Source organism: Nocardia sp. NPDC003183 (assembly GCF_053590715.1).
Genome location: NZ_JBSFTG010000003.1, coordinates 540,813 through 554,428, shown reverse-complemented (window position 1 = coordinate 554,428; position 13,616 = coordinate 540,813). Strand labels below are relative to the sequence as shown.

Genomic DNA, 13,616 nt, shown 5'->3' with positions numbered 1-13,616 from the left:
TCACCAGCCGCTGGGTAGCGGCCGGCCTTCGGCGAAGCCGGCGGCGGACTGTACGCCGAGCACGGCCTTGTCGTGGAATTCCGGCAGCGAGCGAGCACCGGCGTAGGTGCACGAGCTGCGCACACCCGAACAGATGTGGTCGATGAGATCCTCGACGCCGGGACGCTCGGGATCCAGACGCATCCGCGAGCTGGAGATGCCCTCTTCGAACAGTGCCTTGCGAGCGCGGTCGAAGCTGCTGTCGGCGGCGGTACGAGCGGCGACAGCACGCTTGGACGCCATGCCGAAGCTCTCCTTGTACTTGTTGCCGTCGCGGTCGATGCGCAGGTCGCCGGGGGACTCGTAGGTACCGGCGAACCAGGAACCGATCATCACGTTCGACGCGCCCGCGGCCAGCGCCAGCGCCACGTCGCGGGGGTGTCGGACGCCACCGTCGGCCCACACGTGCACGCCGAGTTCCTTTGCCGCGGCGGCACATTCGGCCACGGCCGAGAACTGTGGGCGACCGACGCCGGTCATCATGCGGGTGGTGCACATGGCGCCGGGGCCGACACCGACCTTGATGATGGTCGCGCCGGCCTCGGCCAGATCGCGGGTGCCCTCGGCGGAGACCACATTGCCCGCGACCAGGGGCAGGCCGAGACCGAGATCGGCGACGGTGCGCAAAGATTCGAGCATTTTGGTCTGGTGGCCGTGCGCGGTGTCGAGGACGAGCACATCGGCGCCAGCCTCGGCCAGTGCCTTCGCCTTGGCGGCCACGTCGCCGTTGATGCCGACGGCGGCGGCGACGCGCAGCTTGCCGTTCGCGTCGACCGCGGGGGTGTAGATGCCGGCGCGGACGGTGCCGGTGCGGGTCATCACGCCCGCGAGGGTGCCGTCGGGGTGGGTGAGCACCGCGAGCTGGGCGTGGGCCTCGGCGAGGCGGTCGAAGATGTCGCGCGGGGACGCCTCGACGGCCACCTGGACGAAGTCGGTGAACGCGACCTCGCGCAGGCGCGCGAACCGGTCCACATCGGCGCAGGCGGCCTCGGTGACGACGCCGACCGGCTTGCCGTCCTCGACGACCACGACGGCGCCGTGGGCGCGCTTGTGCATCAGCGCCACCGCGTCGGACACCGAACGATCGGGGTCGAGAGTGACGGGGGTGTCGGCGGTGAGCGAGCGGCTCTTGACGAACGCGATGGTGTCGGCGGCCGCGGGGATCGGCAGATCCTGGGGAAGTACCACGATGCCACCGCGGCGGGCGACGGTCTCGGCCATCCGCTTGCCCGCGACCGCGGTCATGTTCGCGACCACGAGGGGGATGGTGGTACCGGTCCCGTCGACGCTGGCCAGGTCCACATCGAACCGGGACGCGACATCGGTCCGGTTCGGGACCAGGAAGAGGTCGTCGTAGGTCAGGTCATACGGCGGCTGGGGTCCCGGAAGAAATCGCACTTGATTGATAGTAGCCCTGTGAGCCCAGCGGCGGGCAAATCCCGCGAGGTGTCAGCGCGTGGGCTCGGCGGTGACCGCTCTGGTGTGACACAGCGCCACGGTCGCCGCGCACATCACGACGACACAGACTCCGACGACGACCAGTCCGAGACCACTGGTGCGCAGGTGCTCGTCGAGAGCGGTGAGGCCGAGGAACGCGGCGGCCAGTGGTTCGGCGATCGTCGCCGCGGGGAGTGAGGCCGACAGCGGTCCGGCCTGGAATGCGCGCTGCTGCAGGTACACGCCGAGCAGTCCCGCGGCCACCAGCGTCCAGGTCTGCCACCCGCCGAGCACCGCGCCGATCCCGTCACCGAACAGGGTGACCACGCGATCGGTGAGTGCGGCCGCCATCCCGAACAGCGCGCCGCCGGCGAGGCCGAGAGCGAGCGCCTGTCCCGACCGGCTGCTGATCGTCAGCCCGGCGACGGCCGCGCCCCCGACGACGCCGAGCAGAATCGCCAAGGGCACCAACCATTCCCGGAAGGGTGCCGTGTCCTCGCCCGCTGTCGGATCGCCCACGATCAGGAACAGCGCCAGCGCCGCGACGAGGATCAAAGCGGTCGTGGCGGCACGCGCGGTGATCCGCTGCCCGTTCAGCCGCGCGGACAGCGGCAGCGCGAAGACCAAGGCGCTCACCAGAATCGGTTGCACCACCAGCACCGCGCCGAATGCCAGCGCGAGAACCTGCATCGCGTAACCACCGGTGTCGCCGACGATTCCGGACCACCAGCGTGGGCTGCGGAGCAGTCCGCCGAGCAGGGGCGTGCCTTCGGGCACCGCCGCGGCCGCCCGCTGCTGTGCTACCGCGCCCAGCGCGATCAACATGGCCGCGATCAGCGCGCACACGATGGTGGCGATCTCGTGGTTCGTCACGGGCTCAGTGTGCGCGCTCCGGCGCTCGCCGGCGCTGATCTACGAACGAGAGTCGCGGGGTTCGGGTACCCGGAAACAGACGCGTGGCCGAACCGTAATCGGTTCGGCCACGCGTTGATTCAGTTTGCCGTGCGGTTGCGGTGCGCGGCGGGAGCGGCCGGACGCGCGGCGCGACGACGAGAATTCGTCGGCGTGTCGCCCGTGCGGGCGTGTCCACCGGAGCGCGTGCGCGGCTCGTGCGCCGGACGTTCACGGCGCGGCGCGCCGCCACGGCCCGGTTCGGCGGCCGGAGCGCCACCGGTGCGCGGACGACGAGTACGCCCGCCCCCGTTCGCCGAGCGGGTCGGCTGCGCGGGGGCGACCGGCGCGGCCAGTGCGATCCCACTGGGCTTGCGAGCGCCGGTGATCTCCACCAGGTTCCGGTCGCCGGGGCGCACGTCGACACCGTCGGTGCGCACGCCCGCCTTGCGGGTCATCGCGGCGACGTCCTTGCGCTCCTCGTCGGTGACGAGGGTGACCACGACACCGTCCTCCCCGGCGCGCGCGGTGCGCCCGGCACGGTGCAGGTAGGCCTTGTGCTCGGCGGGCGGGTCGAAGTGCACGACCAGCGAGACACCGTCGATGTGGATACCGCGCGCGGCGACGTCGGTGGTGACCAGCACCGGCACCGACCCGTCGGCGAAGGCCGCCAGGGTGCGCACACGGTTGTTCTGTGCCTTGCCGCCGTGCAGCGAGCCCGCGTCGACGCCGGCGCCGCGCAGCTGCTTGGCGAGGCGGTCGGCGCCGTGCTTGGTACGCACGAACATGATGGTCAGGCCCTCACGCGCGGCGATCTCGGTGGCCACGGTGCGCTTGATGTTCTTGTCGCGCACGTAGAGCAGGTGGTGGGTCATGGTGCTCACCGAGGCCTCGGCGGGCGCGGTCGAGTGGGTCACCGGGTTGTGCATGTAGCGCTTGACCAGCTTGTCCACGTCACCGTCGAGGGTGGCCGAGAACAGCAGGCGCTGACCCTGTTTCGGGGTGCGGTCGAGCAGGCGGGTGACCTGGGGCAAAAAGCCCATGTCGGCCATGTGGTCGGCCTCGTCGAGCGCGGTGATCGTCACGTCCGACAGGTCGGCGGCGCGCTGCTTGATCAGGTCGTCGAGGCGACCGGGGGTCGCGATGAGCAGGTCGACACCGCGGGCGAGGCGGTCGGCCTGACGCTTGATCGGTGCGCCACCGACGACGGAGGCCACGCGCAGGCCCAACGAGCGGGCGGCGTCTTCCAGGGCCTTCTCGATCTGAGTAGCCAGTTCGCGAGTCGGTACCAGTACCAGGCCGCGCGGGCGACCGGGCTTGGACTGCGAGCCCTCGGCCAGGCGGGTCAGCATCGGCAGGCCGAAGGCGAGGGTCTTGCCCGAGCCGGTCGGGCCGCGACCCAGCACGTCACGCCCGGACAGGGCGTCGCCGATCGTGGCGGCCTGGATGGGGAAGGGCTTGTCGATGCCCGCGTTGCGCAGGGTCTGCACCAGTTCGACGGGCAGGCCGAGTTCGGCGAAGGTCGGTTCGTTGGGCACGGCAGAGTTGGTCAAGGTGGCCTTTCGTTGGGCTGCGAATCGCGCCGAACGATGATCGGCGCCGATTACCCGAATACGCGCCTCGGCGTGAGCGGGGTGCGGCCCAGCAGGAAGGACCGGTCTCCCAGGATAGGCGTGTTCGGGCTCGGTTGGGTAAACAGGCTGGTCAGCGAAGTGGTTGTGGCAAGGTCTGTGCCGCTGCGCAGCAGGGAGCGGTGGTGCGGTCGGCACCTAGGCCGCACGGGGGGAGAACCAGCGGCGGATCGCCAGGTCAGCCGCGGAAGAGCCGGTTGAGCTCCTGCAGCCACGGCACCGCGACAGCCAGTGTCGGCACGACCAGAATCGCGGCCGAGCCGAGGTAGGCGGCGGTGGCGACTCTCACGTCTCCAGTGGTGCTCGCGAGCCGCTGGATGCGGATCAGGGTGCTCGGTCCGCCCGCGGCGAGCGCGCCCTGCGGTGCGGTGGATTTGGCGCAGGCGATCAGGGCGCGGGCCAGCGGCTTGGGCCCGGTGACCTTCACCGCGGAGTCGTCGGCGAGTAGTTCGATCAGCAGTTTCACCTGGCCGAGCGCGGCCTTGCTGCGGACAACCCGGGGAAAAGCCTCGTGCACGGCGGTGAACGCCTCGAGCACCAGATCGTGGCGTGCGCGCAGGTGTGAGCGTTCGTGGCTCACGATGGCGGTGACCTCGGAGTCGTCGAGGCTGGTCAGCGTGCCTTCGCTGATCACCACCCGCTGGCGAAGGCCCGGCAGGCAGTAGGCGATGGGTTCGGTGGCGGCCAGCACGCGGATGTCGGCGGCGCGGCGCACCGGACCGCTCTGATCGAGCAGGTCGACCAGCATGCGATGACGGGAGCGGCGGCGCCGGGTGTGCACGCCGACGCGCACGATCGAGAACATCAGCCGGGCGCCGACCATCAGGGTCAGAGCGAAGACCAGCACATACAGCGTCCACAGCGGCAGACCGAGCGCGTCGATCTCCTGGGTGGGCGAGGTGGTGGGCCGACCGTCAGGGCCGGGCACGAGCAGCAGGCTGGCGATGGCCAGCCCCGATCCGAAGGCGCTGAGCACGGCGGCCAGCGCGATCGCCTGCCACAACACCAGCGCCGCGCGCGGGCTGCGGTGCACCCAGGTAGCGCGACTGAGCAGCGCTGGTACCGGCCCTGCGAGAAGCAAGGCGAGACCAGCAAAGACTGCCGCGGTTGCGTTCATCGACTCTGCTCACTGCGTTGTGGGGCCAGGGGCGCTCACTCCATTGTGAGAGCCGCCAGGGAGTCTAGCCGCTGTTTTCGTCGGATTCGAGCTTGGCGAGTGCCTCGCGCAGCGCATCCGCTTCGTCTTTGCCCACTTGCTCCACGAAGTGCACCAGCGCCGCGGCGCGACTACCTGCGGCGTCGGCCTGTTGCAAGGCGTCGACCATCAGGCTCGCGACCAGTTCGTCGCGGCTGTGAACCGGTGCGTATCGATGCGCGCGATCGTCGCGTCGCTGAACCACCAGGTCCTTCTTCGCCAGTCGTTGGAGCACCGTCATCACCGTGGTGTACGCGAGCTCGCGCCGCGCGGCCAGCGCTTCGTGGACCTGCCGCACCGTCAGTGGCTCATCGGCCGACCACAACTGGTCCATGACCGCTTTTTCGAGTTCGCCGAGACCTGCCATCCCACCGATTTTACGGCCTCAACGACAAACATGCGTACTACAGATTGTCGTAACGGGGTGTTTGCTGTGTGTCATTCGTCATACCCGACCGCGCCGTGCACGTGCCGGGTGCCGATCGGGACGATCATCGGCCGCCCCGAGACCGGATCTGTCAGGACGGTGGCCTCGAGCCCGAAGACCTCGGCGAGCAGTTCGGCAGTGACGATGTCGGCCGGTTTGCCTCGCGCCACGATCGCGCCCGCGCGCATCACCACGAGCTCGTCGCTGTAGCGGATGGCGAGGTTGAGATCGTGCAGCACCATCACCACCGTGCGCCCGAACTCGGCGTGCAGGCGGTCGACGAGGTCGAGGACTTCCAGCGAGTGCGCGAGATCGAGGTAGGTGGTCGGCTCGTCGAGGAGCAGGATGTCGGTGCCCTGGGCCAGCGCCATGGAGATCCAGGCGCGCTGGCGCTGGCCGCCGGAGAGTTCGTCGAGGGTCCGGTCGGCCAGGTCGGCGATACCGGTCTGGGCCAGCGCGGCCGCGACCTCGGTCTCGTCGTCGGCCGACCACTGCCGCAACCAGGACTGATGCGGATGACGCCCCCGCGCGACCAGATCGGCGACGGTGAGCCCTTCGGGCGCGACCGGAGTCTGCGGCAGCATGCCGATCACCCTGGCCACGTCCTTGGTCTTCATCGACGAGATGGCCTTGCCGTCGAGGACGACCTGTCCCGCGCTGGGGCGCAGCAGCCTGCCCAGCGATTTCAGCAGTGTCGACTTGCCGCAGCCGTTGGGGCCGATGACCGTGGTGACCACGCCGGGCGCGATGTCGAGGCTGAGCTCGTCGACGATCACCCGCTCGCCGTAGCCGAGGGACACGGCGTCGGCGGCGAGGCGATGAGCGGGGCTGGTCATGAGAGCGTGGCCTTCCGATTCATGCGGACGAGCAGGTAGAGCAGGAACGGTCCGCCGAGCGCGGCGGTGACGATACCGACCGGCAGGTCGACGGGCAGGAGTGCGCGCGAGATGACATCGGCCCCCGCGACCAGTGCGGCACCGGTCAGCGCCGAGGCGATCAGGGGCTCACCCGCGGTCCGCAGCGCCATTCTCGCGATCTGCGGTGCGGCGAGGGCGACGAATCCGACCGGCCCGACGGCGGCGGTCGCCACCGAAGCCGCCACGACCGACGCGCCGATGAGCAGTGCCTGTTGCGACTGGATCCGCACACCGAGCACTCGGGTCGAGTCCTCGCCGAGGCGCAGCGCGGCCAGCGTGCGCGCCGACACCAGCGACACCACGGTCATGACGGACAGCGCGATGACGGCGGGCACGACCCTCGACATGTCGGCTCCGTTGAGCGACCCGGTGAGCCACAGCTGGGCACGGGCGGCATCGGTCAGGCTGGCGCGGGTGAGCAGCCAGCTGATCACCGACATCAGGACCGCGTTCACGCCGATGCCGATCAGGACGAGCCGGAACCCGGTGACCCCGCGTTCGCCGCCGCCTCCGCGGCCCCAGGCCAGTAGATAGATGACGACCGCGGTCATCAGGCCGCCGGTCAGCGCGGCGATCGGGGCTCCCACGGTCGCGACCAGTCCGGTTGTCGCACCACCGCTGCCGACCAGCACCGCGACGGCGCCGACGCTGGCGCCGGTGGTGATGCCGAGGACGTCCGGCCCGGCCAGTGGGTTGTGCAGGATCGACTGCATCAGCGCGCCCGACAATCCGAGCGCGGCTCCGACGACCACGGCTGTCAGCGCCCGTGGCAATCGTGATTCGATGATGATGAAGCGCTGGGATCGGGTGCCGCCACCGCCGAGCACGTCGAGGACGCGTCCCAGGGGGATAGGGGTATCACCGACGGCGATGTCCAGGCAGAACAGTGCGAACACCGCGACCGCCAGTGCCACGACGACGCCGAACACGACCGGCCGCAGCACCAACGACACCGGCCCGACCCGCAGTGCGGGTCGCACCCGGCGCAGCTCGGTCACTGCCCGGTCGGCGTTCGCGGGTTCGGCGGCGACCCGGTCGGCGGCCTTGCCCATCTCGACCCCACTCACAGCGCCACCAACTTCTTGCGACGCACCAACGCGATGAAGAACGGCGCGCCGATGGCGGCCAGCATCACCCCGACCTGGAGTTCGCCGGGCCGGGCGATCACCCGCCCGGCGACGTCGGCGACGAGCAGCAGCAACCCGCCGAGCAGCCCGGAATAGGGGATCAGCCACTTGTTGTCGGGTCCGGTGATGGTCCGGGCCATGTGTGGAACCACCAGCCCCAGAAACGCGATCGGCCCGATCGCCGCGGTCGCCCCGCCGCTGAGCAGCACCACCGCGAGCAGGCCGAAGGCCCGCGCCCGGGTGACGTCGACGCCGAGTCCGCGGGCGACATCGTCACCGAGGCTCAGCAGATTCAGGCTGGGTGCCGCGGCCATGGCCATGCCGAGGCCGATCACCAGAAACGGCAGGACCTCCCAGAACACTTCCGCTTCGCGCCCGGCCACGTTGCCGACCACCCAGAACCGATAGGTGTCGAGCGCCGCGTTGTCGAGCACGATGATCGCGTTCGTCATCGCCTGGAGGAAGGCGGTCACCGCCGCGCCGGCCAGGATCAGGCTCAGTGGACTCGCCTTGCCCCCGCCGATCGAGGAGACCCCGAACACGATCACCCCCGCGATCGCCGACCCGGCGAAGGCGAACCAGATGTATTGCGCGGGTGCGGTGAACCCGAACAGGAAGATGCTCAGCGCCGCGAGAAAACCGGCGCCCGCATTCAGTCCTAACAATCCGGCATCAGCGAGCGGATTCCGGGTATACCCCTGGATGAGCGCGCCCGCGACGCCCAACGCCACTCCGGCGAACAGGGCCAATGCGGTGCGCGGCAGACGCAGCTCACGCACGATTTCCTCGGCGGTGGAGCGGGCCGGGCAGTGGAACGGGCCGCCGACGCAGCCGAGGGCGTGCGTGACGGCGTCGAACACCGTGGTGGGTGCGAGCGAGCGGGTGCCGATGGCAATGCTCGCCACCACCGCCACGGTGAGCAAGACAACGAGCAGCAGAAGCCCGGTCAGACGACGACGTCTGACGGTGCCAGGGTGGATCACGGCGACGAACTTCTCCTGCCTCGAAACCGGACACGACTTGTGAAGTCTGGTAAGCCTAACCTATGTTCCGAGACATCATCGTCACGGGAACCAACGTTCGAGGAGGTTCGATGTCCGAGCCCGTCACCACCGCTACGTCCCGCACCACCGCCGCGTTCGACCGCGCCTGTGCCAGGTTGCAAGCGCTGCAACCCGAGCATCCGCGCGTGTACGCCGTCGCGGCGATGAGCGGGCAGGGCAAACGGCGATGGTGGCATGTGCCCAACGGGCTGTCCGAGGGCCGCGTCGAGCTGATGTACCGACGGCACGCCGCGGAGATGATCAACGACGAGATCGCCGCCGAAGTGGTGGCCACCGCGCTCATCCACGCCGTGGCAGGCCGCGTCACGGCACTGTTCGTGATGGACGCGCACGCCTGGGATCCGGGCCGCGACAACCTGTGGATCCACCACGACAACGACGGTGGCATCGACTGGGCGGGCTTGTCCGACACCACGATTCGCGTCGTCGACTGCGATCCCGAGCCGGGTGCGGTCGCCTTCCCCTGTGAAGCCGCCATGGCGGTTTGGCTCGCCCAACGCTGCGCGTCGTCGCTGATCCCGCTGCAATCGGTCCTCACTCGCTGCTCCGGTCTGCCCGCTCGCCGGTTCTGGACCCTCGTGGGCGAATCCATCATCGGCGCGGCGACCTACGTCCCCGATCTGGCACGCGCCGATGTCTCCGCGGGCGCGCGCCGTGGCCAGCTCCTGCTCGGTGCCTTCGAGGAACGCGGTCTCCCGGTGCGCCGCAGCAGCTGCCTGCAGCGCTAGTCATATCTGGACGGTTGATCATCAGGATCTCACGTCGGTATCCGCCGCGCGAATCCGGTGATCGCGGATACGGGCGGCCGCCGCTCAGGCGCTGGTCGGCGCCGCTTTTCCGAGGGCGTGCAGGGCGGCGGCCAGTGCGCGGAACGAGGCGAGGATCAACTCGCCGTAGTGCTCCGGGTCCGGCATCATCGCGGCGTTCGTCGTGACCGCGATGACGATCTCCTCACCCTGCGAGGTGATCAGGTGACGCAGGCCGTCGCCGTCGAGGATGGGCAGTGACCCGACCGCTCGACGAACCGGCCTGTCACAGAAGACCAGGGTGTCGGTCACCGGCGGCACGTTGCTGATCGTGGTGTTGCAGAACGGCACTGTCGCCGCGTCGTCGAAACGCCGTTGCGCCCTTGCCCATCCGGCGGCGCGCAGCAGCAGCGCGGGCGCGGTCTGCACCCGCCGGTCGGTGCGTTGCACCACCGGGTCGGCGGTGCGCTGTTTGGCGCGGCCCGCCGACTGCTGAATCGCGGTCAGCCGCTCGATCGGGTCGGCGATATCGGTGTGCAGGTCGACGATCATCTGGCTGAGCTGATTCGCCGAATCCCATTCGGCGACACCGCGCATCGACATCGGCACCATGGCGGCCAGCGCGCCGTCGGGTGTTTCGTCGTGCTCGGCGAGGTAGGTGGCCAGTGCGCCGGAGATCGTCGTGAGCATCAGGTCGTTGATCGTGACCCGGTAAGGCGCCGCGGTTTTCGCGGCGAGCACCTCCGGCATCGGGATCGGCAACAGGTGAAAGGTCAGCTCCGCACCGATGTCCCGGTTGAATCGGGTGGCCGGGCGCTCGGCGACCGGATCGTGGACGGTACCCGCATCGATCAGGGCCCGCAGCTCGTCCTGCGCCTTCCGCGCACGGCGCAGACCGGCGACGAAGCGTACCGGCGCCGCCGCGAGCGCGCCCGCGGTGCGTGCCGCGGTGGTCAGCGGCCGCGCCTCGTCGAGCCGGATCGCGGGGGCGGGTTCGGTGCCGAACAGCCGCCGCTCGAGCGCCCGGGTCGCCACGCCGTCGCCGACGCTGTGGTGGAACTTCAGCGCCACGACCGTGGTCGTGCCCGGCATCGCCGGTACGCCCTCGACGCGGTCCAGCACATGGATCTCCCATGGTGGTCGTGTCAGATCCATCCGGGCGGAGGTGATCTCGGCGATCCGGGCGCGGGCGTCGTCCCACGAACCGGGGAGGTCCAGGGTGACGTGGTCGCGCACCGACAGGGTCGGGTCGGGCTCCCAGTACGGCAGATCGAGATCCATCGGGACGCGCCGCAAGCGCCGATGGAACAGTTCCGCGTGCCCGATGCTCGCGCGCGCCCAGTCCAGTACCTGGGCGATCGTCAGCGGGGCGTGGCCCGACGCGTCGGCGAAGTAGACCGCGACGATGTTCGACAGATGCCGGTCGGTCTCGTCGTAGACGAACACCGCGTCGCGCGGACTCAGTCGCCGGGAGCCCACCCGGAGTTCGGCGCTCATAGGCCCAGGGCTGTCGCCATCATCGGCCAGGAGGCGTGGAGGTCGTCCTCCCAATAGCCCCACGAGTGGGTACCGGTCGGTCGGATGTTGTAGGTGATATTCGTGCGGCCGAGCTCTCGGGTGCGCTGCGCCAGATTCGCGGTGCAATACGCCGTCGCGGCTTCGATACCGCCGCCGACGAGCATTTGATTCGTGAGAATCGAAGTCGGATTCTTTCCGTTGATATGCACGCGCGGATTCGACAACGTGTCGTGTGGTCCCGGCAACCCGGTGCCCGCGGAAATATAGATCGGGATATTCGGCAAACGATGGGCTTGCACGTAGGGATCGTGCTCGCGCCAGGCGGCGTCGGTCTCGGGACCCCACATGTTCTCGGTGTTGCCGCCGCCCATCCGCACGACGAGGGAGACGAAGGCCCGGCCGATCGGATCGCTGGTCATCGCGCACCCGCTGTACGCGGAGACACTGCGGTACAGGTCGGGCGCCTGGATCGCGAGATCGAGGACCGAGGTTCCCGCCATCGAGATACCGGCGAGGGAGTTGACGCCGTCGGTGCCGAAGGCGGCGTCGATCACGGGCGGCAGCTCCCGGGTGAGGAACGTCGTCCACATGTTGTTGCCGTTGTTCTCGAGGTTCTTCGCCAGGCCGGCGTCGGGTCGCTGCCAGTCGGTGTAGTAGCTGAACGCGCCTTCCATCGGGATGACGACGTTGACGTGTTTGTCCGCGAAGAACCCACCGGCATCGGTCTGACCGGGCCAGTTGGCCGAATCCTCGCCGCCGCCCGCGCCGTTCAGCAGATACAGCGTCGGTGCCGGGGTCGAGGTGTCGACCGGCCGGAGCACCCGCAGGGCGATCGTGCGATCCATGGCGGGGGAGTAGACGCTGATGTCGGCGACCTGGCCGGACTGCGTCTGGCTCATCAGGCGCGCGCCGGGCGCGGCCGAAGCCTGCGCGCGGTCGACGAACAGGGGCGTCGAGGCCACAGCCAAGACGCAGATGGCCGACATGATCGCGCGGAGCATTTCGTTCTTCATGGTGTTGCGAGCCTGCTGACTTCTCGGGGCGGAAGCGGGGCCGGCCACGCCGTGGCCGACCCCGCTTCCGCGCTGAACTACCTGCGCTGGATCTACTTGCCCGGGGTGGGCGTGCCACCGCTCACGCTGATCAGCGCCTGGATGAAGGGCAGAGCCGCGTCGCTGAGGCTGCCGGCGCCGGTCTGCATCAGTTCGTAGAGGGAACCCATGTCTAACTCCTGGTGATGAGGTGGATCGGGCTCGGTGAACGAGCCGAAGTGCCGATGTGGGCCGGGTTTACGGGAAGAAGGCTGCTACCGAACCCAGGAAGGCGGCGAGCAGGCCGTCGCCTTCGGCCGCGGAACCCAGTCCGGCGATGGCGGCCATCATGATCTCGGTCAGTGAACCCATCGTAAAACTCCTTGCTCATGTGAAAGGTCTGATCACAGCCGGATAAATGGCTGTGAAGTGTCGGGAATCGACGGCGATTGCCCGCTCGGCCAGTGGTTATGCGCCGCCGATGGGCGTGCCGCCGCTCAGGCTGATCAGGGCGTCGACGAACGGCAGCGCGCCGTTGCCGAGGCTGGCCATCCCCGTCGCGAACAATTCGTAAAAGGATCCCACGTGTTACTCCTGAATATGGGGAAATTCAGCATCTGGGCTGAATCGACGGTGCCGACGGGTTGTCGGGTTACGGGAAGAACGCTTCCACCGAGCCCAGGAAAGTCCCGAGCAGGAGGTCGCCCGAGTTCGCGGACGCCATTCCGCCCAGGACGCCGAGTAGCAGCTCATCGAACGAGCCCATGGTGTATCTCCTTGCGCTGTTGTCTAGCCCCCGGAACTGGGGTGGCCCCCTCGCTTCGGGTGGTTATCACCATCGGTAACTGATGTGATGCCGGTAACGTAGCGCCGTCGCAGATGTGTGGCAAGGCGATGTTTCACTCACCGTGAATCGTTCATTTTTTTCATTCCTGATGGAAGCTGCTCGGCGGTTGCCATGTTCTCTGTCCGGACTGCGTGTGACCTGTAGTTACTGCGACTGTCTGGCACAGTAAACAGGGATCTGGCCGCGAACGATCCCGTTCGCCACAAGTATGTCAAGGGGGGTTGATATCGGTTCTGGACAGTCTGATCTGCGGTGGTTCGGTGAGGCTGGGCGGCTGGGGCCGGTGGCTTGCGGCGTGAGGTTCTTCGATGAGGGATTCTGGCCGCATCGGGTGAAACGGCCGTAGTTCCGTAGCTGTCTGTTGTCGAGTGGTTCGCCGCTGTGCTGGATGTCCGGCGATCAGGCCGATGTCGGCCATCCTCTTTTTTCCGACGCAGACCCGGTGTGAATCATGTCGATCAGCTATTGAAATGACGCGTTGACACGGGCATGGATGGTGGGTAGGAATGGGTCGGGGGCGGACCGTCAACGGCCCGCCCCCGACTGTGTTGCCGTGTATTACTTACCTGGCGTCGGCGTACCGCCGCTGACCGTGATCAGCGCCTGAATGAAAGGCAGGACGGCGTCGCTCAAGCTGCCTGCGCCGGTCGCCATCAATTCGTACAGGGATCCCATGTGTCTTCTCCTCGGGTGATGAAAAAATTATCGTTGGCCGGGTGGCGCGTTTACGGGAAGAAGGCCTCGAC

General features: G+C 68.6%; 11 protein-coding genes. 1 reads left to right on the top strand and 10 read right to left on the bottom strand.

Translation table 11 applies throughout. From position 1 onward, the window contains the following. The 8 genes from ACWDXS_RS14450 to ACWDXS_RS14415 all read right to left on the bottom strand — a co-directional run bounded on the left by ACWDXS_RS14450 (position 1) and on the right by ACWDXS_RS14415 (position 8,647). Positions 1 to 1,437 (bottom strand): GuaB1 family IMP dehydrogenase-related protein, encoded by a 1,437-nt coding sequence (locus ACWDXS_RS14450; protein ID WP_378627213.1) that lies wholly within the window; start codon positions 1,435 to 1,437, stop codon positions 1 to 3. 51 nt (positions 1,438 to 1,488) lie between these two features. After that, complete coding sequence (locus ACWDXS_RS14445; protein WP_379317646.1) at positions 1,489 to 2,349, bottom strand: DMT family transporter; 861 nt, start codon at positions 2,347 to 2,349, stop codon at positions 1,489 to 1,491. Between the two features lie 119 nt (positions 2,350 to 2,468). Continuing rightward, positions 2,469 to 3,920: a DEAD/DEAH box helicase gene (locus tag ACWDXS_RS14440; protein WP_449965741.1), complete on the bottom strand. Its 1,452-nt coding sequence runs from the start codon at positions 3,918 to 3,920 to the stop codon at positions 2,469 to 2,471. Between the two features lie 256 nt (positions 3,921 to 4,176). Beyond that, the gene (locus tag ACWDXS_RS14435; protein WP_379316511.1) at positions 4,177 to 5,115 is read right to left on the bottom strand and encodes a M56 family metallopeptidase; all 939 of its coding nucleotides are present in this window, start codon (positions 5,113 to 5,115) and stop codon (positions 4,177 to 4,179) included. Positions 5,116 to 5,179: 64 nt separating this feature from the next. Continuing rightward, positions 5,180 to 5,569, bottom strand: a complete 390-nt coding sequence (locus ACWDXS_RS14430) for a BlaI/MecI/CopY family transcriptional regulator (RefSeq protein WP_279537543.1) — start codon at positions 5,567 to 5,569, stop codon at positions 5,180 to 5,182. 62 nt (positions 5,570 to 5,631) lie between these two features. Then, entirely contained in the window at positions 5,632 to 6,456 is an 825-nt protein-coding gene (locus tag ACWDXS_RS14425; RefSeq protein ID WP_387443112.1) for an ABC transporter ATP-binding protein, read from the bottom strand. Beyond that, positions 6,453 to 7,589 (bottom strand): FecCD family ABC transporter permease, encoded by a 1,137-nt coding sequence (locus ACWDXS_RS14420; RefSeq protein ID WP_449966235.1) that lies wholly within the window; start codon positions 7,587 to 7,589, stop codon positions 6,453 to 6,455. The genes ACWDXS_RS14425 and ACWDXS_RS14420 overlap by 4 nt, the downstream gene beginning before the upstream one ends. A gap of 11 nt (positions 7,590 to 7,600) precedes the next feature. After that, positions 7,601 to 8,647, bottom strand: a complete 1,047-nt coding sequence (locus ACWDXS_RS14415) for a FecCD family ABC transporter permease (RefSeq protein ID WP_378995194.1) — start codon at positions 8,645 to 8,647, stop codon at positions 7,601 to 7,603. A 110-nt stretch (positions 8,648 to 8,757) separates the two neighbouring features. Between ACWDXS_RS14415 and ACWDXS_RS14410 the strand changes: the two genes are divergently transcribed. Next, positions 8,758 to 9,456, top strand: a complete 699-nt coding sequence (locus tag ACWDXS_RS14410) for a hypothetical protein (RefSeq protein ID WP_378995192.1) — start codon at positions 8,758 to 8,760, stop codon at positions 9,454 to 9,456. A gap of 84 nt (positions 9,457 to 9,540) precedes the next feature. On the opposite strand, the gene ACWDXS_RS14405 is transcribed toward ACWDXS_RS14410, so the two are convergent. Both ACWDXS_RS14405 and ACWDXS_RS14400 read right to left on the bottom strand, forming a co-directional pair. Beyond that, entirely contained in the window at positions 9,541 to 10,971 is a 1,431-nt protein-coding gene (locus ACWDXS_RS14405; protein ID WP_449965734.1) for a wax ester/triacylglycerol synthase family O-acyltransferase, read from the bottom strand. Beyond that, positions 10,968 to 11,978 carry an alpha/beta hydrolase gene (locus ACWDXS_RS14400; protein ID WP_449966232.1) on the bottom strand — a complete coding sequence of 337 codons (1,011 nt, stop codon included), beginning with the start codon at positions 11,976 to 11,978 and terminating at the stop codon, positions 10,968 to 10,970. The genes ACWDXS_RS14405 and ACWDXS_RS14400 overlap by 4 nt, the downstream gene beginning before the upstream one ends. Positions 11,979 to 13,616: the final 1,638 nt, after the last annotated feature.

Coding starts and splice junctions, on each gene's coding strand:
- ACWDXS_RS14435 (WP_379316511.1), bottom strand. CDS start 5,115: ATGAACGCAACCGCGGCAGTCTTTGCTGGTCTCGCCTTGCTTCTCGCA.
- ACWDXS_RS14425 (WP_387443112.1), bottom strand. CDS start 6,456: ATGACCAGCCCCGCTCATCGCCTCGCCGCCGACGCCGTGTCCCTCGGC.
- ACWDXS_RS14420 (WP_449966235.1), bottom strand. CDS start 7,589: ATGGGCAAGGCCGCCGACCGGGTCGCCGCCGAACCCGCGAACGCCGAC.
- ACWDXS_RS14410 (WP_378995192.1), top strand. CDS start 8,758: ATGTCCGAGCCCGTCACCACCGCTACGTCCCGCACCACCGCCGCGTTC.
- ACWDXS_RS14405 (WP_449965734.1), bottom strand. CDS start 10,971: ATGAGCGCCGAACTCCGGGTGGGCTCCCGGCGACTGAGTCCGCGCGAC.
- ACWDXS_RS14400 (WP_449966232.1), bottom strand. CDS start 11,978: ATGTCGGCCATCTGCGTCTTGGCTGTGGCCTCGACGCCCCTGTTCGTC.